Source organism: Bacteroides sp. 1_1_30 (genome assembly GCF_020982715.1).
In the GTDB taxonomy this organism is placed as follows: domain Bacteria; phylum Bacteroidota; class Bacteroidia; order Bacteroidales; family Bacteroidaceae; genus Bacteroides; species Bacteroides xylanisolvens.
The window spans coordinates 1-20,389 of the sequence record NZ_JAJKHN010000041.1 but is presented as its reverse complement, the minus strand read 5'-3'; the positions used below and the strand labels follow the sequence as shown (position 1 = coordinate 20,389).

Below are 20,389 nucleotides of genomic sequence, written 5' to 3'. Positions count from 1 at the left end.
GTTGTATGAAAAAATATAAACTAATACTATTCTTGTCAACTGCTTTTCTATCAGTTGCCTGTACAGATAGTTTCTTCGATTTGGAACCAAGTAGCAGTGTACCTACCGATAAGGTATATAAGACAGCAGACGATTTTAATGTAGCTGTGATGGGATGTTACTCTAAATTGCAGACACAGGTTTCCTATTTTACGGAGTGCTGCGAATATCGGAGTGATAATTTGACATTGAGCGCACCTACTGCCGGAACGCAGGACCGTTATGATATCGACCAGTTTGCAGATAAAGCTTCTAACGGCATTCTGGAAGATGCTTGGGCGAATTTTAATAATGGAGTCTATCGTTGTAATCTTATATTAGATAGGATTGATGAAGCCAACTTTGACGCTACTCTGAAAAAACAATATAAAGGAGAAGCCCTTTTCATTCGTGCACTTACCTATTTTAATATGTACCGTCTGTGGGGAGGAATACCTATGACTAATAAGGTGGTAACAGTGGCCGAAGCTCTGAAAATCGGACGTAGTTCAGACCAGCAGGTTTATGATTTCCTTGTCGGTGATTTGAATCAGGTTATTAATGAAAGTATGTTGCCGTCTTCTTATGCAAGTGCCGATATGGGACGAGTGACTTCCGGTGCTGCAATGGCACTGCTCGGCAAGATTTACCTCACTTTCCATAAATGGACGGAAGCTCGAAATGTGTTATCTCAATTGATAGGTAAGTATTCTCTGATGACTACTCCGGACCGGGTTTTTGATGTAAATAATAAAATGAATGATGAGATCATTTTTGCTGTTCGCTTTAATAAGGATGTGGAAGGAGAAGGGCATGGATACTGGTTCTCTATTATTAACCTGACCGACGATACCAATCAGACAAAGGCGCTGAAAGAATGTTATAAAGACGGGGATAAGCGGAAAGATTTGATTACTTATGTAAAGGTGGAAGATAAGGTCTGTGTCATGAATAAATTTAAAGATATCAAGAGCGCGACTTATAACACTGTTGGTAATGACCAGATTATTCTCCGTTATGCCGATGTATTGTTGATGTATGCGGAAGCTTTGAATGAAATTAGTTACAGCAATTTGCAGAATTCAGAAGCCTTGGTTGCTTTGAATGCTGTACATACCCGTGCCGGATTGTCTCCGATTTTGATTACAGAGTTACCCGACCAGGATAGTTTCCGTAGTGCGATCATGCTGGAACGTCAACAGGAATTTCCTTATGAGGGACAGCGTTGGTTCGATTTGGTACGTATGGGAGGTGCTAAGGAAGCCATGAAAGCGGAAGGACATATTATTCAGGATTACCAATTCCTGTATCCTATTCCCAAAACAGAATTGGAAAGAATAAACAACACAGAATTGTTGTGGCAGAATACGGGATATTAATAGGGTTAAACTAAAAGAATTCAGACAATGAAAAAAATAATATATAGCTTGTTGTTTATTCTCACAGTAGTTTTTACTGCTTGTGAAGAAGATCTGCCAAAAGCGAATTTCGATTTATATGAACTGAAGTCACTTACGGCAACAGCCGGAGATATGAATGTGACTCTTGCTTGGGAGGCATACGAAAATGCCCGGCCTAATGAATATTTGATTCTTTGGACTTCCGGATCGTCAGACGCGGAAGGAGGTGAGATGACTGTGGATGCGAAAACAATGACTGCCACAATCAATAATCTGGTGAATGACGTTGCTTACACTTTTTCTGTACAGCCTCGTTATACAGGAGGATTGGCTAGTAAAACGACTGCTGCTTGTACGCCGAAGAATGCGAGATACCCGATTTCTGATCTGACGGCAGCAGCCGGCAATGAAAGAGTGCGTTTGAGATGGACAAAACCTGCCAGTGAACGTTTTACCCGTTATCAGGTTACTGTTAATCCGGGCAATCAGATTATCAATCTGGATGACACTTCATTGGAAGAATACATTGTTGACGGGTTGACTAACGATCAGGAATATACGTTCAACGTAGTTTGTGTTTATCCTACAGGCAATTCTATTCCAGTGGAAACTTCAGCTACTCCGGGATTGATCTATCCTATTCTTGCCAATACGGAACTGGTCGTGTGGGAACCTTGCGCCTTTGCTTATAACGATATGTATTTTATGGCAGGTGAAGTGAAATCGGTAAGCTGGGATTTTGGTGATGGTACGACATCAGGAGAAAACAACCCTGTACATGCATTTGCTACTACCGGAACTTATACAGTAGCTGTTACGGTGACTTATGTAAATAACACAACCGAGTCGGGTAGTCTGGCTGTTACAGTCGGCAATTATAAATGGAATTCTGTCGATTTGAACTTTGGCGGACTTACCGGATATGTAAAGACTTCCAATCCGGTGTTCTCTCCGGATGGAAAAACAATGTACATCCCAACATCTACTCCTGCAGGGCATTTATTTGCTATTGATGTAGTGAGCGGTGAATTCAAATGGGTGTTTGCTATTGATAAGGTGACTTATGGCGGAGGAGCGTTAGTCGGTTCTGATGGCACTATTTATCAGTGTGTAAGTAATGCTTCCGTAAATAATGTATATGCAATAGCACCTACTAATGGTAAACAAAAATGGGCGGTTAAATTGGATGGCGTAATAGGAGCTTTCCCTGCATTGTCTGCAGATGGTATCCTTTATTGTTTGACTAATAAAAGCATATTGTATGCACTTGATGTAGCTAATCAGGGCAGTATCAAATGGCAAAAACAGTTAGATGGTGACACGGGAGGTGCTGTTGTCCTTGATAAAAAGGGCAATGTTTACGCTGGTACGAATGCAACTATTTATGCCTTCAACTCAAAGGGTGAACCGCTTTGGACATTAGAGGGAGATAATAAAGTTACAGAACGAGGAGCTTTTGCGTTGAATGGTAATATGCTTTATGCGACGTTGAAAGGAGGCGGACTTGTTGCTGTCGATATGACAAACGGGACAAAGAAATGGACGTATCCGACTACGAAAGGTGATGCCTATTTTCCGATTGTAGATAAAAATGGTAATATCTACTTTACAGAGAAAGGATCGCAGACAGTTCATGCAGTAAATGCCAACGGGGCTAAAATCTGGGAGAAAAAAGTAGGCAACAATTTGAATTACAGTGGAGGTGCCTTGAGCACGGATGGTATTCTTTATATAGGTACTCAATCGAATAACAAAGTGTTGGGACTTGATATCACTAATGGAAACATTGTTTTTGAAGAAATTGTAGGACAACAAGTCATGGCAGCTGTTACTATTGGTCCGGACAAACGGCTTTATTGCGGAACGATCGGATCTGGTAATATCGGTGCTGTCAAAGCATTTGATATTAATAAGACTTTGGAGACAGACTCCTGGAGTATTCGTGGTGGTGATATTCAAGGTACAAACCGTCAAAAGTAAGTGATAATGAGAATCTCGGTTTTTATTGTATTTATGACGATGACAATGGGAGTATATGCACAGAAATATAAAGTAGGTACTACTACGGCTTTGTGGAAAGTACCTGCTTCCACAGACTTTTCTCAAGCTCGGTCTGTGGGGCTAGAGTATGTGGAAGTTGCATTTAACCAGTGTTATAGAGGCGTTCCGGCAAATGAGGTCATTCCTCGTGTTCGGGATATGAAAGCAAAAATTGATAGTGCCGGTATCAAAGTCTGGTCTATACATCTTCCTTTTTCCCGAACGCTGGATATATCGGTTCTCGATGAAAAGAAAAGGAAAGAAAATGTAGATTTTATGGTGGAGATGATTGAACAGTGTGCTCAATTTCAACCGAAATGTTTAGTTCTGCATCCAAGTTCCGAACCGATTGACGACAGTATTCGGGCACAAAGAATAGCCAATGCTTCCAGGTCTATCGCTTATCTGAAGAAGTATGCGGATCAGATAGGAGCACAGTTATGTATAGAGAATCTGCCGCGGACTTGTCTGGGAAATACTCCTGAAGAACTTTGGGAGATTATCAAAGACATTCCCGGTGTGAAGGTTTGTTTTGATACCAATCATTATACAAAAGGAACGACGGAACATTTTGTAGAAACCATTGGTGAACGTATTGGCACCATACATGCTTCGGATTTTGATTTTGTCAACGAGTGCCACTGGCTTCCTACGCAAGGCGATATTAAGTGGGGAAAGTTAATGCACGCACTTGAAGGAGTCGGTTATGAAGGAGTTTTCATGTATGAAGCGACTAAAGATCATGAAAGCCATGATACACGTCCAACACCGGAACGGGTCGTTGAAACTTTCAATAAAATAATTAATGATTATAAAACACTGAAATAAGATGGATATAATAAGAAAAATACAATATTTACTGTTTTGCCTTTTGGCAATAGGTTTTGTTGCTTGCGATGATGATGACAACAACAGTACCGAAACAGGTCATGAAGGAATCCTTACTCAATTGGCAGAGGAAGTGGATGCCACAGCACAACAGTTGTGGAGTTCTTCTCCTTTGATTGTCAATGCCGGACGTACTGCTACTTTGACCAAAATTCAGAGGTATGCGGATAAATGTAAAGATGATTATTTCATCAGTTATCTGAATGGTTTCGACCAGGCAAGTACAAGTATGGAAAAGTGTGATCCTATTATCTATTTTTATCGGAGCGCATTTGACCGCGTGATGGATGGAGTTAAAAACTCAAAAGTGGAAAATGGTACGGCAGAGATTTGGGCACTCTATAATATGGGGTATGTGGTTAAGACTCCGTCAGGGTGTTTTGCTATTGACATATCTCATCGTTGGGCAAAAGAACTGGCACCTTATATTGATTTTCTCTGCGTCACTCATAAGCATTCCGATCATTATAACAATGATCTTATTCAGGCTATGTTTGATTTAGGCAAACCGGTATTGTCTAACTACCTGAAAGATACGACATATCCTTATACCGCAAAAGGAGATAAAGATTATGAAATAGGAAAATTCAAAATTAAAACCTGTATCACCGATCACAACAATTCCGGGTTATCTAATTTTGTGACTGTATTTTCGATTGATTGTGGTGAAGATACCGGTAACTTCGTCTTTATGCATGTAGGAGACTCCAACTATAAACCGGAACAATATACGAATCTAGCTTCTCATGTGAATGTATTGATACCACGTTACGCTCCCAATGCACTGACTGAAAATAATATTCTGGGTTCGGGTGCAGGGCAGGTAGAACCGGATTATGTCTTGTTATCGCATATTCTGGAACTTGCTCATGCCGGTGTTGACGAATCGAGATGGTCATTGGAACTGGCACTCGAACGGGCTTCGAAGATTAACTGTGAACAGACCTATGTACCAATGTGGGGAGAAAAAATGGTCTGGAAAAACAATAAACTGAATTAAAATTCTTGATGTTTGAACTTATGAAACGGATATGTAACTTCATACTTCTTCTATGTTTGGTACAACTGGCTGTTGCCCAAAATAGAATAACTGAAATCAGAGAAAACTTGTTAGGAAATCATCCTGATAAAATACTGGTTGTATCACATCGGGCCGACTGGCGTAATGCTCCGGAAAACTCATTGCAAGGTATACAGAATTGCATTGATATGGGAGTCGATATGGTAGAGATCGATTTGAAAAGAACCAAAGACGGACATTTGGTAGTGATGCATGATAAAACAATCAATCGCACCATGAACGGAAAAGGGCTGGTAGAGGATTATACATTAGCGGAATTGAAAGCAATGCGTCTTAAAAATGGGGTCGCTTGTAAAACAAGACATCAGATTCCTACATTGGAGGAAGTCATGTTACTCTGCAAAGGTAAGATAATGGTAAATATTGATAAGGGCTATGATTATTTTCAGGAGGCTTATGCCGTACTTGAGAAGACTGGAACAGTCGACCAGTGTGTTATCAAAGCCGGGCTTCCTTATGAACAAGTGAAAGCTGAAAACGGTGCTGTGTTGGATAAAGTAATTTTTATGCCTATTGTACAGTTGCACAAAGAAGGAGCCGAAGCTATTATTGATAGTTACCAGACACACATGAAGCCTGCTGCTTATGAATTAGTATTCGACAATGATAGCCCGGAGGTTCTTAACCTGATAAAGAAAGTGCGTGATACAGGTTCTAACTTGTTTATCAATTCTCTTTGGCCCGAACTATGTGGCGGTCATGATGATGACCGTGCGGTGGAACTCCATCAACCGGAAGAAAGCTGGGGATGGATCATTAATCAGGGAGCGAAATTAATTCAAACCGATCGTCCTGCTCTGTTATTGGAGTATCTGCGCAAAAAGAAACTTCACGACTAACCGTATTTCTTCATGTTAAAACAGCTTATAAACTTTTACAAGGTCTCTTCACCGGGACCTTGTAACGGGGAGGCTTTATCCTCTTCCGATGAACGTCGTCTGAAGTATTTGAAATGGGCTACCTTCCTTTCGGCAACTTTTGGCTACGGTATGTATTACGTTTGCCGCCTTAGCCTGAATGTCGTAAAGAAGCCCATCGTAGAGGAAGGAATCTTCTCTGAAACGGAACTGGGAATAATCGGCTCCGTATTATTCTTCACTTACGCTCTCGGAAAGTTCACGAATGGTTTCCTTGCCGACCGTAGCAATATCAATCGCTTCATGACTACTGGTTTATTGGTTACGGCATTAGTGAACTTATGTCTCGGCTTTACCAATTCTTTTATTCTATTTGCTGTCCTTTGGGGGATTAGCGGATGGTTTCAGTCTATGGGGGCCGCCTCCTGTGTGGTTGGCCTTTCCCGTTGGTTCACGGACAAAGAACGGGGTTCCTATTACGGATTTTGGTCTGCCAGCCATAACATCGGTGAGGTGTTAACCTTTTTGATTATTGCGTCTATTGTCAGTGTCTTGGGTTGGCGATACGGCTTCTTCGGAGCCGGTATTGTCGGTTTGCTTGGAGCTTTAATCGTGTGGAAGTTCTTTCATGACACTCCCGAGAGTCTGGGTTTCCCTCCAGTGAATGTTCCCAAACAGAAAAAAGAGATGAGTGCAACAGAAACGGCGGATTTCAATAAAGCACAGCGCCAGGTGTTGATGATGCCTGCCATTTGGATTCTTGCTCTTTCGAGTGCTTTTATGTATATCAGTCGTTATGCGATAAACAGCTGGGGCGTCTTTTACTTGGAAGCTCAAAAAGGGTATTCTACCCTGGATGCCAGTTTTATCATTTCTATCTGTCCGGTTTGTGGTATCATTGGTACGATGTTTTCCGGAGTGATTTCGGATAAATTGTTTGGTGGTCGTCGCAATGTTCCTGCCTTAATCTTCGGATTGATGAATGTATTTGCACTTTGCCTTTTCCTGTTGGTTCCGGGCGTACATTTTTGGATAGATGTATTGGCTATGATTCTTTTTGGTTTAGGAATTGGAGTACTAATTTGCTTTTTGGGTGGTTTGATGGCTGTCGATATTGCTCCTCGCAATGCATCGGGAGCTGCATTGGGAGTTGTTGGCATTGCCAGTTATATTGGTGCCGGATTGCAGGATGTGATGAGTGGTATACTGATAGAAGGGCAAAAAACGGTTCAGAACGGAGTAGATGTTTATGACTTCACTTATATTAATTGGTTTTGGATAGGGTCGGCTCTACTGTCAGTACTTTTTGCGTTATTGGTCTGGAAAGCAAAATCAAAAGAGACAGATTAGTTCCAAGTATATTAGGTTAGATTGAAAAAACTTGTTTGTAAAAGAATGTAACAGGTGTTTGTTTTCAAAGGTATTGGATTTAATTTCGGGAAGTTCGTTGTTACGATTCTTCCCGAAATGTTTTTATCATATTTACTTTGTCTCTGCCAGCCAACGATTGATATTGCGGGTTTCCGCACTGAATTCCACACCGATCCTCACTACTTCCCGATGATCTTTCTGATAAGGAATTAGGTAACCTTTTTCATTAATCTGTTTTATTGCTTCTTCTGCGGTTCCATTTAGTTTGAATTCAAATACATAGACATATTGGGGCGTTTTGACCACAGCATCGGCACGTCCGCGAGCACTGCGTACTTCTGCTTCTGTGAATTGTCCCATTAGTTTGAATACAAGATAGAAGATAACCTGATAGTGCCGTTCGGTCTGGTCATTCAGTTCATACGGAATATCAGCAAAGAAAGCCTCCAAACGGGTGAGGAAAGATTCATAATCACCTGTGCGTAATTCCTGAACGAATTTTCCGATATAAAATCCTTGATCGTTGTTCTTCATTGGAGTGTAAAACGGAACAAGAAAGTTAATGAATCCGTAGCGCACTTCATCATTCGGAAAATCAAGCCGATAGTTCTGAAACTCTCTGTCGTAATCCTTAATAGTCAGATATCCACTTTGATAAATCAGCGGTATAGGATTATTAGCATCCATTCTGTATTCTACAAAAGAAGAAGCAGGCGCTTCTATACCATTTAATAAAGTACGGAGATCATATTCACTTTTTTGTAGTAGTTCAACCAAGAATGTTGGCGTACCGGTTTGGAACCAATAGCTGCCCAACTCCAATTTACTGAAAGCATTCAATACGCTGAACGGATTGAATACCCCTGAGCCATCCGAGTGAAAATGATAACCGTCATAGTTGCGTTTCATTGCTGCGACTACTTCTTCTGGAGTCTGATGATTTTTGCGACCGAAAATTTCAATCTCGGGTTTGAAAGTACTCTCCAGTTCTTCTCGGGTAATACCGCAAAGTGTGGCATAAGAATAGTCTAGGCTAATGTCATTCAACTGATTCAGATCGCTGAATACGCTGACTTGAGAGAACTTCGTAACTCCGGTCAGGAAAACAAAACGGAGATATGCGTCAGCACTTTTCAATACTCCATAAAAGGCTTTCAATATCTGACGATACTCTTCGAACAATCTCGGACGGGTAATGGCTTGCAAAAGAGGTTTGTCATATTCGTCTACTAATACAACGACGTTTTTTCCTGTTTTCAGAAAAGCTTGCTCGATCACATAGCTGAAGCGTTCTTCGGGGCTACGATCTTTTTTCTCATCACCATAAATAGCTTCCCATTTCTCTAAATATTGGTTTAGCATTGCGATTAAATCCGCTGCCGTCTCATATTTTTTTGCATTCAGATCAAGGTGTAAAACTGGATACTGTTCCCATTTTGTCTCTAGTTGTTCAATGGCCAATCCATTAAATAGCTCTTTTTTCCCTTGGAAATAAGCATCGAATGTCGAAATTAATAGACTTTTACCAAAGCGGCGTGGTCTGCTTAGAAAATATGGCTTTCCCAAATTGGCCATACGCCATACAAGCGCGGTTTTATCCACATAAAGATAATTCTCCTTCCGTATTCCTTCAAATGTCTGTATTCCAATAGGAAGTTTACGCATTAAGTTGTCCATATCCGATGGTTTTAGAGTTTCATACGCAAAGATACAATATGCAAATGAGAATTTAAGTAGAATACAAACATTATCTTTTCAGAATAAATTCAGTTTTACGCCTTTCTTTTGCCGGAGATAATTTATTATCTTTGTAACTTCAACCCGATAATCAATGAGTAGAATAATATTAAATACTAAGATTTGGCTGTTTGTGTTGTTGGTTGGAATGTCGTTTCCTGCATGGGCACAAAGTGATGATTTCAATACATGGACTAAATTTAAGGTAAATCATAAGATAGATTCTCGTTTCTCGGTTTCAGGCGATTTGGAATTACGTATGAAGGATGATGTAAGTCGATTAGATCGTTGGGGACTGACAGTTGGTGGAAGTTATCGCCCTTGTTCTTTTTTGAATCTGGGAGTGGGATATGAGACCCATCTTCGGAATTTGGGTGATTCAGACTGGAAGTTGAGACATCGCTATCATATATCTGCCACTGCCAACTTTCGTTATCAATGGTTGAAAGTGTCTTTGCGGGAGAGGTTTCAGCAGACTTTTGACCGTGGTGATTCTGAAACTCGTCTACGTTCTCGTTTGAAGTTATCCTATGCTTCTACAAAAGGAATCGTTTCTCCTTATTTTTCTGTTGAAATTTATCAAAGTCTGGATGATACCTCTTTTTGGAGAGCAGACCGTATGCGCTATCGTCCCGGAGTGGAGATTGCTTTAGCCAAACGTTGGTCATTGGATGCATTTTATTGTTATCAATATGCATCTTCGCAAGGCAGACACATTGCCGGAATAGAAGTGGGGTATTCTTTTTGAAATAAATGACGGATAGTAAATAATAACCAATGCTAATATAATAATGTGGAGTTCAGAATGTCTTGTTTTTGCATGTGTTATGTAAATGGCTGATTACGTGCTTTTTATATAAAAGATTAATCTTTTTAAAGGAAAATATTTCTTTTCTTAACTATAATCTGTACTTTCGCTTCCACATTTCAAACTGTAATGTGGGAATTTAAGATTTTACAGTTGCAACAGACGTGTTGTATGGTTTTTCATAACCGAAAGTGAATACTTCCTCTTATGGCATTCTTTCTGCTCAATCAAGAATTTCTTTTTTTGAACTAATAGAAAAACAAAATGAAAACATGCCATAACCTATTTGTGGGAGTAGGTTTTTTTATCCTTTGTTGTACTATGTTTACTGCTTGTGTAAACCATATTTCGGAGGAAGAAGGGGAAATCATTAATAATGGAGATATTCCGTTGAAGTTTGTAGCTGATATTCATGAGATCATGAATACTCGTGTAGTAAACAATAGTTTTGGAGAAAAAGATGAAGTGGGGTTATTTGCACTTGCAGGAACTACTACAATGCAAGAAGAACGTTATGCAGATAATCTTCATTTTGTGCGTTCATCTACTGGTGAGTTTGTATCTGATGAATCGGTTTACTATCCGGATGATGGAGTTACATTGAATTTAATCAGTTATTATCCATATCAGAATAGTGGAGTAGCAATGGGGGAAAGTTCCATGCAAGTGACCGTTGCAACAACTCAAGATAAACTGGATGATTATTCTCATTCTGATTTTCTAGTTGCTTCCAAAAAGGAAGTATTAGCCAGTAAAGATGCAGTTGCTTTGACTTACAACCACCAGTTCTTTCGCATGAAAATAGTCCTTGTCCCCGGAGAGGGAGAGAATATAGAAGAAATACTATCTGTGAAACCTACACTTTCGGTGAGTGGCTTTTATACTAAGACCATTTATGATTTTCAGAAGAAAACATTCTCTGCCTATTCTGAAGAGAAAGATATTACTCCTGCAGGAGAATGGGAAATAAAAGACGGTCGACTAGTAGGAAAAGAGCTTATTTTGATTCCCCAAGAGGCGACTGTTGGGTATCAATACATAACATTGGAAGCTGCCGGCAAACTATATACCAGTTTATTACCATCCACTTTACAATTGGAAAGTGGAAAACAGAGAGAGTTGGAAATAACGTTTGTATCGGCCGAAGATATATTAATGAGTAAAGTGAACGGAGAAATCGGGGATTGGGATGGGACAGAAGTGGATCATACCGAATCGGGTATTTTGCATAAATACATAGATGTATCGAAGCTGACTTTTGAAAAATCGAATGTGTACAAAGTGATACATTCGGGAAAACAAGTAGCCGAAATATGTAAAGAGTATCTTGTTACTCCGGATTTTTCTTCTCAAGCGATTGTTGCCTATCCGATGAAAGAAGACGGTAGCGTTAATTTATCTCAAGGGATTGTAGCACAGTTATTAGGAAAATCAGGAAAAGTAAATGGTGGAAGTGTATCATGGAATATGGAAGATCATTCATTAACCTATGTGGATGGCACCTTATTGGCTCGTAATAATGTTTATGTGCTGGCAGACGGAGCAATCTCCTTATCAGTAACACTGGCAGATGATGTGTTACCTGTTCTAGCATTGGAAGATGTGGTTCGTGACGTACGTGGAGGAGTCATCCATAATTATCCGCTAGTGAAGATCGGAACTCAATACTGGATGAGGAGTAATTTGGAGGCATCTTTATATGTAAACGGTGATGCGCTCCCTAAATTGAATCAGGTAACAGCAAATATAGCCGGATATTTGCAATCTACTACAGAGCATTATTTTTATACCGCTAATGTTGCGCTTTCCGGTAGGATCTTGCCAACTCACTGGAGTATACCGAATTGGGAAGACTGGAATATTTTAAAAGACTACTTGAAGGGGGAAGCTTCTTTGTTGAAGTCAGGGATCTGGTTGTCCCTGAAGACGGAAGAACAAGTGCAACCTGCAACTAATTTATCCGGTTTTAATGGTATTCCTGTAGGAATGTATGTAGGGGCTTTTCAAGCAGATTATGAGAACAAACATTTGGCATATTGGACATTGGACAATACAAATGCCACCATCGATACTAAGGTTTTCTACATGAAAAGTGATACGAATATCATAGAAGAATCTAATGCGGGTATTGATACGAAAGCTTTCGCTATTCGTTGTATTAGAAAGTAAATCAGTGAAAATTGCATCTCCTTTTCATAAATTGCTTATATTTGGGAAGTAAAACTAACTAAAAGAGAGAACTATGAAGAAGATAATAAATCCCTGGAAGGGTTTGGAAGGGTACAATTGTTTCGGTTGTGCTCCTAATAATGAAGCTGGAGTAAAAATGGAATTTTATGAGGATGGTGACGAAGTAGTGAGCATTTGGAAGCCACGTCCCGAGTATCAAGGCTGGATTGACACTTTGCATGGCGGTATTCAAGCAGTTTTGATGGATGAAATCTGTGCGTGGGTGGTGCTTCGTAAACTACAAACGACTGGAGTGACTTCGAAGATGGAAACCCGTTACCGAAAATCTGTTGATACCAAAGATTCTCATATAGTATTGCGTGCCTCTATTAAAGAAGTGAAGCGGAACATTGTCATTGTTGAAGCAAAATTATATAATAAGGATGGAGAAGTGTGCACGGAATCAGTTTGTACTTACTTTACTTTCTCGAAAGAAAAGTCGAAAGACGAAATGCATTTTACGAAATGTGATGTAGAGCCGGAAGAGATATTGCCTTTAATTTGAAATAAAAACTCAAGTTTTTGTGATAAATGTTTGGTGGTTTCAAACAAATGCTTTACTTTTGTCGCAGTTAATAAAAGAAATATGAAATATACAACTACACATCATCATCATCATTTTCCTAACGAATAATCGGTGGGCGTGGATGATATTGTGTATAACTATATAAACGATAACTAAGGCTTGCCGAATACGGTAAGCCTTTTTTTATTTCTCAACGCATATTATAATTAAAAATTAAATAAAGTCATGTTAAGAATCGCAGTACAAGCCAAAGGACGTCTCTTCGAAGAGACAATGGCACTTTTAGGAGAGTCGGATATTAAGTTGAGCACTACAAAACGTACCTTATTGGTGCAGTCTTCCAATTTCCCTATTGAAGTTCTATTCCTTCGTGATGATGATATCCCGCAGACAGTGGCTACCGGTGTGGCAGACTTGGGAATTGTTGGCGAAAACGAATTTATGGAGAAAGAAGAAGATGCGGAAATTATCAAACGTTTGGGATTCAGTAAGTGTCGCCTTTCATTGGCTATGCCGAAAGATATTGAATATCCCGGTTTGTCATGGTTTGACGGTAAGAAGATCGCTACTTCCTATCCGGTTATTCTTCGTAACTTCCTGAAGAAAAATGGTGTAAATGCTGAAATTCACGTGATTACCGGTTCCGTAGAAGTGTCTCCGGGAATTGGATTGGCTGATGCTATTTTCGATATTGTAAGCTCCGGTTCTACGTTGGTAAGTAACCGTTTGAAAGAAGTGGAAGTCGTAATGAAGTCGGAAGCATTGCTGATTGGCAACAAGAATATGAGCGACGAGAAAAAAGAAGTGCTCGAAGAACTGCTGTTCCGCATGAATGCAGTAAAAACAGCCGAAGATAAAAAATATGTATTGATGAATGCTCCGAAAGATAAACTGGAAGAAATCATTGCTGTATTGCCGGGTATGAAGAGCCCTACGGTGATGCCGTTAGCACAGGAAGGCTGGTGCTCTGTTCATACAGTACTTGATGAAAAACGTTTTTGGGAAATCATAGGAAAACTGAAAGGACTGGGAGCGGAAGGTATTTTAGTACTGCCTATTGAAAAGATGATTGTATAAATATATAGGCACAGATTTCACGGATTACACAGATAATGTAGTCGCTAATCCCAGATACCGTGTAACCCGTGAAATCCGTGCCTAATAAGATATAAACTATGAAATTGATTAAATATCCCTCAAAAGAACAGTGGACGGAACTTTTGAAACGTCCGGCACTGAATACGGAAAATTTGTTCGACACTGTTCGCTCTATTATAAATAAGGTAAGAGCAGAAGGTGACAAAGCCGTCTTGAAATATGAAGCTACTTTTGATAAAGTCACCTTGTCTGCGCTTGCTGTGACTCCTGAAGAGATACAGGTTGCCGGAACATTGGTAAGCGATGAACTGAAAGCAGCCATCTCCCTGGCAAAACAAAATATTGAAACCTTTCATGCTTCCCAACGTTTTATCGGAAAGAAGGTAGAAACAATGAACGGTGTGACTTGCTGGCAAAAATCGGTAGGAATCGAAAAAGTGGGATTGTATATTCCGGGTGGAACAGCACCACTTTTCTCAACTGTATTGATGTTGGCTGTTCCGGCTAAAATTGCAGGATGCAAGGAAATCGTACTTTGCACGCCTCCCGATAAGAATGGAAATATTCATCCGGCTATTCTTTTTGCTGCGCAACTGGCAGGTGTCAGTAAAATATTCAAGGCTGGTGGTGTGCAGGCTATTGCCGCTATGGCCTATGGAACGGAGAGTGTACCTAAAGTATATAAGATATTTGGTCCAGGTAATCAATATGTGACAGCTGCCAAACAGTTGGTAAGCCTGCGTGATGTAGCTATTGATATGCCTGCCGGCCCTTCTGAAGTCGAAGTTCTGGCTGATGCATCTGCCAACCCGGTTTTTGTAGCAGCAGACCTTTTGTCACAGGCAGAACATGGAATAGATAGCCAGGCTATATTGATTACCACTTCCGAGAAACTTCAAACAGAAGTAATGGCGGAAGTAGAACGTCAATTAGCCGAATTGCCCCGTCGTGAAATTGCTGCAAAATCATTAGAGAATAGTAAACTGATTTTAGTAAAGGATTTGGATGAAGCATTGGAACTGACTAACGCATACGCGCCGGAACACTTAATTATAGAAACGGAAAACTACATGGAAGTAGCAGAGCGTGTAACAAATGCCGGTTCTGTTTTCCTTGGATCGTTAACTCCCGAAAGTGCCGGTGACTATGCTTCCGGAACAAATCATACCTTGCCTACCAACGGTTATGCCAAAGCATATAGTGGCGTCAGTCTGGATAGTTTTATCCGCAAGATTACGTTCCAGGAAATTCTCCCGGAAGGAATAAAGGCTATTGGTCCTGCTATTGAGGAGATGGCGGCTAACGAACATTTGGACGCGCATAAGAATGCGGTCACAGTTCGTCTCAAAGCAATTCAAAATTCATAACTTAAAATTTAAAGAAGTGAAAACATTACAAGAATTAACCCGGCCGAATATCTGGAAATTAAAGCCTTACTCTTCGGCACGTGATGAATATAAAGGAGTCACCGCTTCTGTTTTCCTGGATGCAAACGAAAATCCGTACAATACGCCTCACAACCGTTATCCGGACCCTATGCAGTGTGAACTGAAAACATTGTTGTCGAAAATTAAGAAAGTATCTCCCGAACATATTTTTCTCGGAAACGGCAGTGATGAGGCCATCGACTTGGTCTTTCGTGCTTTCTGCGAACCGGGTAAAGATAATGTAGTAGCTATCGATCCTACCTATGGAATGTATCAGGTCTGTGCCGATGTAAACGATGTGGAATATCGGAAAGTATTGTTGGATGATGACTTCCAGTTCTCTGCTGACAAATTGCTGGCAGCTACCGACGAGCATACCAAACTTATTTTCCTTTGCTCGCCTAATAATCCGACGGGAAATGATTTGCTTCGTTCCGAAATAGAGAAGATTCTTTGTCAGTTTGAAGGATTGGTAATGTTGGATGAGGCTTACAATGATTTTTCTAAAGCTCCGTCTTTCCTCGAAGAGTTGGACAAATATCCTAATCTCGTCGTATTCCAGACATTCTCCAAAGCTTGGGGATGTGCTGCTATCCGTTTGGGAATGGCTTTTGCTTCCAAAGAGATTATTGATATTCTTAGTAAAATCAAATATCCCTATAATGTCAACCAGTTGACTCAACAGCAAGCCATCGCCATGTTGCATAAACATTATGAGATAGAACGTTGGGTGAAAACTCTGAAGGAAGAACGTGACTATCTGGAAGCGGAATTTGAAAAGCTTCCATGTACCATTAAACTGTTTCCGTCTGATGCGAATTTCTTTTTGGCAAAAGTGACGGATGCCGTGAAAATCTACAATTATTTGGTAGGTGAAGGAATTATTGTGCGTAATCGCCATAACATTTCGCTTTGCTGCAACTGTTTGCGTGTGACTGTCGGTACCCGTGTAGAGAATAATACACTATTAGCCACCCTTAAAAAATACCCGGGATAATTTATGAAGAAGAAAGTATTATTTATAGATCGAGATGGTACGTTGGTGATCGAACCTCCCGTAGATTACCAACTCGACTCATTGGAGAAGCTGGAATTCTATCCGAAAGTATTCCGTAATTTAGGTTTTATCCGCAGCAAACTCTATTTTGAATTTGTGATGGTCACCAATCAGGATGGATTGGGTACATCTTCCTTCCCGGAAGAAACGTTTTGGCCTGCCCATAATCTGATGCTTAAAACATTAGAAGGAGAGGGGATTACTTTTGATGAGATTCTAATAGACCGTAGTTTCCCGGAAGATAATGCGCCCACCCGTAAACCACGTACCGGAATGCTGACGAAGTATCTAAATAATCCGGAATACGATCTTGCCGGAAGTTTTGTGATAGGCGACCGTCCTACGGATGTGGAACTTGCCAAGAATTTGGGTTGTCGGGCAATCTATCTGCAAAATTCACCTGAAACCCTGAAAGAAAAAGGATTGGAAGAAGTCTGCGCCCTTGCAACAACTGACTGGGATCAGATAGCCGAGTTCCTTTTTGCCGGAGAACGGAAAGCGGAAGTACGTCGTACAACCAAAGAAACAGATATTGATGTGGCTTTGAACTTGGATGGAAACGGCACTTGTGACATCTCTACCGGTCTTGGCTTTTTCGACCACATGCTCGAGCAGATTGGAAAACACTCCGGTATGGACTTGACGATCCGTGTAAAAGGAGATCTGGAGGTAGACGAACATCATACGATCGAAGATACTGCTATTGCATTAGGAGAATGTATTTACCAGGCTTTAGGTAGTAAGCGTGGAATTGAACGTTATGGCTATGCTTTACCGATGGATGATTGTCTTTGTCAGGTTTGTCTGGACTTTGGTGGTCGTCCCTGGCTGGTTTGGGATGCCGAATTCAAGCGTGAGAAGATAGGGGAGATGCCGACGGAAATGTTCCTTCATTTCTTTAAGTCACTAAGTGATGCGGCAAAAATGAATCTGAACATCAAGGCGGAAGGACAAAATGAACATCATAAGATAGAAGGTATTTTTAAAGCCCTTGCCCGTGCCTTGAAAATGGCAATCAAAAGAGATATCTATCATTTTGAACTTCCATCCAGCAAGGGAGTACTTTGATCTTTTTATAATAACAATATAGACTTATGCAGAAAAGAATCCTGTTAAGCCTACTTTTGGGAGTAATCTTCTCTATATCTATTTTTAGTCAGAATTTGAAAGTAGAGAAGATTACTCTTCCTGATAGTGAATTAACCAATCTGTACAAGATCGATTCGGGTGTATATCGTTCAGAGCAACCTTCGCATGAAGACTTTAAAGCTTTAGAAAAGTATGGTATTGGCGAAGCTCTCAATCTCCGTAATAGACATAGCGATGATGATGAAGCCGCAGGAACGAACGTAAAGCTTCATCGGGTAAAGACCAAAGCTCATTCCATCAATGAAGAACAGTTGATTGAAGCATTGCGTATTATAAAGAATCGTAAAGCGCCGATTGTTATCCATTGCCATCACGGATCAGATCGCACAGGAGCTGTTTGCGCACTTTATCGAGTGGTATTTCAGAATGTTTCAAAAGAAGACGCGATTCATGAAATGACTGAAGGCGGTTTTGGCTTTCATCGTATTTATAAAAATATCATTCGGAGGATTAAAGAAGCGGATATAGAGCAAATAAGAAGAAAAGTTATGTGTACAGAGGGATTTTAGTATGTAATTTTGTGCAGATACATGTCTTGCTAAAATGTTGTATCGAAGCTATGATGAGGCGTTATATTTTCTCAACTATTCTCACTGCTATGAGAAAAAATTCTCACTATAATGAGAAAATCTTCTCATAGTAATGAGTATTTTTTCTCATAGCAGTGAGAATAGTTTGATGTTTGTACTTCCCTATAAATTCTCTATTTCTTTAAGCCACATAGCTGAATTGGCATCACTAGGCATCCTCCAATCCCCCCGTGGACTAATAGAAATACTTCCTACTTTAGGTCCGTCCGGTAAGCAAGAACGTTTGAACTGCTGATTGAAGAAACGACGGAAGAAAGTGGAAAGCCATTTCTTGATGGTTTCTTCATCATACATATCTTTGAATGTCGTTTTTGCCAAATAGAATATCTTGGAAGGCCGGAAGCCGAAACGTAAGAAATAATATAGGAAGAAGTCGTGCAGTTCATAAGGACCTACCAGATCTTCTGTTTTCTGTTTAATTTCTCCGTTCTCATCCGCCGGAATCAATTCCGGGCTAATAGGAGTGTCTACAATATCAAGCAAAGTAGCTTTCGAGTTTTCGTCCATACCGTTTTCTGCCACCCATTGTACTAAATATTTCACAAGTGTTTTGGGAACACTCGCATTTACCCCGTACATGGACATGTGATCGCCGTTGTAAGTAGCCCATCCCAATGCAAGTTCCGATAAGTCCCCTGTACCGATAACCATTCCCCAAGTCTGATTGGCCACATCCATTAGTATTTGTGTACGTTCGCGCGCTTGCGAATTCTCGTATGTAACGTCATGTACATTCATGTCATGTTCGATGTCCTTAAAATGTTGGATGCAGGCATCTTTAATACTAATCTCACGGATGGATATACCTAATGATTTCATTAGATCGATCGCATTATGGTAGGTGCGGTCAGTCGTTCCGAAACCCGGCATCGTGATTCCGAGAATACCATTTCGGGATAATCCCAGTTTATCGAAAGTCTTCACGCAGACGAGCAGTGCCAGTGTTGAGTCTAATCCACCTGAAATACCGACTACGGCTGTTTTGGCTCCGGTGTGAACTAATCTTTGTGCTAGTCCGGCCACTTGGATAGAGAATACTTCTTCGCAATGTTCATTTAGCTCAATTCCTTGTGGTACGAAAGGATGGGCGTTGAACTTCCGGGTTAAGGTCAGTTCTTTGCTGTTGACAAATTCTGTCGCGATAGAAACTGCTTTCTTGTCTCCTAAATTTGCCTGATTAGCGGCGAAAGTAGTATTTATCCTGCGTTCTGCCCGGATGCGTTCCACATCAATTTCGCTGATAATCAGTTGCTCTTTCATACTGAAACGTTCGCTGCGTGCAAGCAGTGAACCGTTTTCATAAATCAGCCCATTACCGGCAAAAACCACATCGGTAGTAGATTCTCCAAAGCCACAAGACGAGAATACATATCCGGCAATACAACGTGCAGATTGTTGGCTGATGAGAGAACAAAGATAATTGTTCTTTCCAATGCCTTCATTATCAGCAGACATATTGAACAGAATCTCTGCCCCTTGCAGTGCCAGTGAGGAACTTGGAGGTATAGTAGACCAAAGGTCCTCGCATATCTCAATGCCAAAAGTCGTATCTGAAGTCTCAAAAAGCAGATTTGCACCTATGGGAACGATTTGTCCACACAGGCGTACGTTGTTTGTAGTCAACTGAAGCGCTGATGTGAACCAACGTTGTTCGTAGAATTCTTTATAATTCGGCAGATAGGTCTTGGCTGCAACTCCCAACACTTTCCCTTTCTGAATCACTACGGCTGCATTGATTACTGTCGAATTGACAACGACAGGCATGCCAACAATAGAAATGATATCTAATTGACGGGTGTTATTCAGAATTTGCATCAGCCCCATTTCTGCTTCTTCCAGCAAAAGTTGTTGTCCGAATAGGTCACCACAAGTATATCCGGTGATACTCATTTCCGGGAAAATAATGATCTGCACTCCTTTTCCTTCAGCCACTGTAATCAGACTTTCTATCTTCTCTACATTGAATTTACAGTCAGCCACTTTTACGTGTGGCACGGCTGCAGCTACTTTTACAAATCCGTAGTTCATCTTATACCTTATTTATATATAATGAGTGCAAAAATAGGAAATAGTTTTGAATAATTATCTTTTCTATATTGAATCCTCTTAATAA

16 protein-coding genes are annotated in these 20,389 nt (G+C 40.5%); 14 read left to right on the top strand and 2 right to left on the bottom strand.

From position 1 onward, the window contains the following. Positions 1 to 5: 5 nt before the first annotated feature. From LPH68_RS13490 to LPH68_RS13465, 6 genes are read left to right on the top strand one after another with little or no spacing between them, the layout of a single operon-like run. Complete coding sequence (locus tag LPH68_RS13490) at positions 6 to 1,397, top strand: RagB/SusD family nutrient uptake outer membrane protein (protein WP_087321406.1); 1,392 nt, start codon at positions 6 to 8, stop codon at positions 1,395 to 1,397. A 27-nt stretch (positions 1,398 to 1,424) separates the two neighbouring features. Continuing rightward, positions 1,425 to 3,398, top strand: coding sequence for a PQQ-binding-like beta-propeller repeat protein (locus LPH68_RS13485; protein WP_087321408.1), 1,974 nt, complete (start codon positions 1,425 to 1,427; stop codon positions 3,396 to 3,398). A gap of 6 nt (positions 3,399 to 3,404) precedes the next feature. Then, entirely contained in the window at positions 3,405 to 4,286 is an 882-nt protein-coding gene (locus LPH68_RS13480; RefSeq protein WP_087321410.1) for a sugar phosphate isomerase/epimerase, read from the top strand. Position 4,287: 1 nt separating this feature from the next. After that, positions 4,288 to 5,346: an MBL fold metallo-hydrolase gene (locus LPH68_RS13475; RefSeq protein ID WP_087321412.1), complete on the top strand. Its 1,059-nt coding sequence runs from the start codon at positions 4,288 to 4,290 to the stop codon at positions 5,344 to 5,346. A gap of 20 nt (positions 5,347 to 5,366) precedes the next feature. Continuing rightward, positions 5,367 to 6,266 (top strand): glycerophosphodiester phosphodiesterase family protein, encoded by a 900-nt coding sequence (locus LPH68_RS13470; protein ID WP_087321414.1) that lies wholly within the window; start codon positions 5,367 to 5,369, stop codon positions 6,264 to 6,266. Positions 6,267 to 6,278: 12 nt separating this feature from the next. After that, the gene (locus LPH68_RS13465) at positions 6,279 to 7,634 is read left to right on the top strand and encodes an MFS transporter (RefSeq protein ID WP_151923427.1); all 1,356 of its coding nucleotides are present in this window, start codon (positions 6,279 to 6,281) and stop codon (positions 7,632 to 7,634) included. 132 nt (positions 7,635 to 7,766) lie between these two features. Here LPH68_RS13465 and LPH68_RS13460 read toward each other — a convergent pair whose 3' ends face one another. Next, positions 7,767 to 9,332, bottom strand: coding sequence for an ATP-binding protein (locus LPH68_RS13460; protein WP_087321418.1), 1,566 nt, complete (start codon positions 9,330 to 9,332; stop codon positions 7,767 to 7,769). A gap of 154 nt (positions 9,333 to 9,486) precedes the next feature. Between LPH68_RS13460 and LPH68_RS13455 the strand changes: the two genes are divergently transcribed. The 8 genes from LPH68_RS13455 (at position 9,487) to LPH68_RS13420 (ending at position 18,195) form a co-directional block, all read left to right on the top strand. Next, positions 9,487 to 10,140 carry a DUF2490 domain-containing protein gene (locus LPH68_RS13455; RefSeq protein ID WP_087321420.1) on the top strand — a complete coding sequence of 218 codons (654 nt, stop codon included), beginning with the start codon at positions 9,487 to 9,489 and terminating at the stop codon, positions 10,138 to 10,140. Between the two features lie 324 nt (positions 10,141 to 10,464). Further along, complete coding sequence (locus LPH68_RS13450) at positions 10,465 to 12,369, top strand: fimbrillin family protein (RefSeq protein WP_087321422.1); 1,905 nt, start codon at positions 10,465 to 10,467, stop codon at positions 12,367 to 12,369. Positions 12,370 to 12,442: 73 nt separating this feature from the next. Continuing rightward, positions 12,443 to 12,934 carry a PaaI family thioesterase gene (locus LPH68_RS13445; RefSeq protein WP_087321424.1) on the top strand — a complete coding sequence of 164 codons (492 nt, stop codon included), beginning with the start codon at positions 12,443 to 12,445 and terminating at the stop codon, positions 12,932 to 12,934. Between the two features lie 246 nt (positions 12,935 to 13,180). Next, complete coding sequence (gene hisG, locus LPH68_RS13440; RefSeq protein ID WP_008021757.1) at positions 13,181 to 14,032, top strand: ATP phosphoribosyltransferase; 852 nt, start codon at positions 13,181 to 13,183, stop codon at positions 14,030 to 14,032. 98 nt (positions 14,033 to 14,130) lie between these two features. Then, positions 14,131 to 15,420, top strand: a complete 1,290-nt coding sequence (gene hisD / locus LPH68_RS13435) for a histidinol dehydrogenase (RefSeq protein ID WP_087321426.1) — start codon at positions 14,131 to 14,133, stop codon at positions 15,418 to 15,420. After that, positions 15,380 to 16,477, top strand: a complete 1,098-nt coding sequence (gene hisC, locus LPH68_RS13430) for a histidinol-phosphate transaminase (protein ID WP_004310815.1) — start codon at positions 15,380 to 15,382, stop codon at positions 16,475 to 16,477. Before hisD ends, hisC begins: the two co-directional genes overlap by 41 nt. A 3-nt stretch (positions 16,478 to 16,480) precedes the next feature. Further along, positions 16,481 to 17,605: a bifunctional histidinol-phosphatase/imidazoleglycerol-phosphate dehydratase HisB gene (gene hisB, locus LPH68_RS13425; RefSeq protein ID WP_008643284.1), complete on the top strand. Its 1,125-nt coding sequence runs from the start codon at positions 16,481 to 16,483 to the stop codon at positions 17,603 to 17,605. A 26-nt stretch (positions 17,606 to 17,631) separates the two neighbouring features. Beyond that, positions 17,632 to 18,195 (top strand): dual specificity protein phosphatase family protein, encoded by a 564-nt coding sequence (locus LPH68_RS13420; RefSeq protein ID WP_004315962.1) that lies wholly within the window; start codon positions 17,632 to 17,634, stop codon positions 18,193 to 18,195. Between the two features lie 183 nt (positions 18,196 to 18,378). Here the strand turns inward: LPH68_RS13420 and LPH68_RS13415 are convergent, their stop codons facing one another. After that, on the bottom strand, positions 18,379 to 20,304 hold the full coding sequence (locus tag LPH68_RS13415) for an NAD(+) synthase (RefSeq protein ID WP_087318203.1): 1,926 nt from the start codon (positions 20,302 to 20,304) through the stop codon (positions 18,379 to 18,381). Positions 20,305 to 20,389: the final 85 nt, after the last annotated feature.

Excerpts from the sequence above, each read along its gene's own strand:
- LPH68_RS13490 (WP_087321406.1), top strand. The coding sequence starts at position 6 with ATGAAAAAATATAAACTAATACTATTCTTGTCAACTGCTTTTCTATCA.
- LPH68_RS13485 (WP_087321408.1), top strand. The coding sequence starts at position 1,425 with ATGAAAAAAATAATATATAGCTTGTTGTTTATTCTCACAGTAGTTTTT.
- LPH68_RS13480 (WP_087321410.1), top strand. The coding sequence starts at position 3,405 with ATGAGAATCTCGGTTTTTATTGTATTTATGACGATGACAATGGGAGTA.
- LPH68_RS13475 (WP_087321412.1), top strand. The coding sequence starts at position 4,288 with ATGGATATAATAAGAAAAATACAATATTTACTGTTTTGCCTTTTGGCA.
- LPH68_RS13470 (WP_087321414.1), top strand. The coding sequence starts at position 5,367 with ATGAAACGGATATGTAACTTCATACTTCTTCTATGTTTGGTACAACTG.
- LPH68_RS13465 (WP_151923427.1), top strand. The coding sequence starts at position 6,279 with ATGTTAAAACAGCTTATAAACTTTTACAAGGTCTCTTCACCGGGACCT.
- LPH68_RS13460 (WP_087321418.1), bottom strand. The coding sequence starts at position 9,332 with ATGGACAACTTAATGCGTAAACTTCCTATTGGAATACAGACATTTGAA.
- LPH68_RS13455 (WP_087321420.1), top strand. The coding sequence starts at position 9,487 with ATGAGTAGAATAATATTAAATACTAAGATTTGGCTGTTTGTGTTGTTG.
- LPH68_RS13450 (WP_087321422.1), top strand. The coding sequence starts at position 10,465 with ATGAAAACATGCCATAACCTATTTGTGGGAGTAGGTTTTTTTATCCTT.
- LPH68_RS13445 (WP_087321424.1), top strand. The coding sequence starts at position 12,443 with ATGAAGAAGATAATAAATCCCTGGAAGGGTTTGGAAGGGTACAATTGT.
- hisG (WP_008021757.1), top strand. The coding sequence starts at position 13,181 with ATGTTAAGAATCGCAGTACAAGCCAAAGGACGTCTCTTCGAAGAGACA.
- hisD (WP_087321426.1), top strand. The coding sequence starts at position 14,131 with ATGAAATTGATTAAATATCCCTCAAAAGAACAGTGGACGGAACTTTTG.
- hisC (WP_004310815.1), top strand. The coding sequence starts at position 15,380 with ATGCGGTCACAGTTCGTCTCAAAGCAATTCAAAATTCATAACTTAAAA.
- hisB (WP_008643284.1), top strand. The coding sequence starts at position 16,481 with ATGAAGAAGAAAGTATTATTTATAGATCGAGATGGTACGTTGGTGATC.
- LPH68_RS13420 (WP_004315962.1), top strand. The coding sequence starts at position 17,632 with ATGCAGAAAAGAATCCTGTTAAGCCTACTTTTGGGAGTAATCTTCTCT.
- LPH68_RS13415 (WP_087318203.1), bottom strand. The coding sequence starts at position 20,304 with ATGAACTACGGATTTGTAAAAGTAGCTGCAGCCGTGCCACACGTAAAA.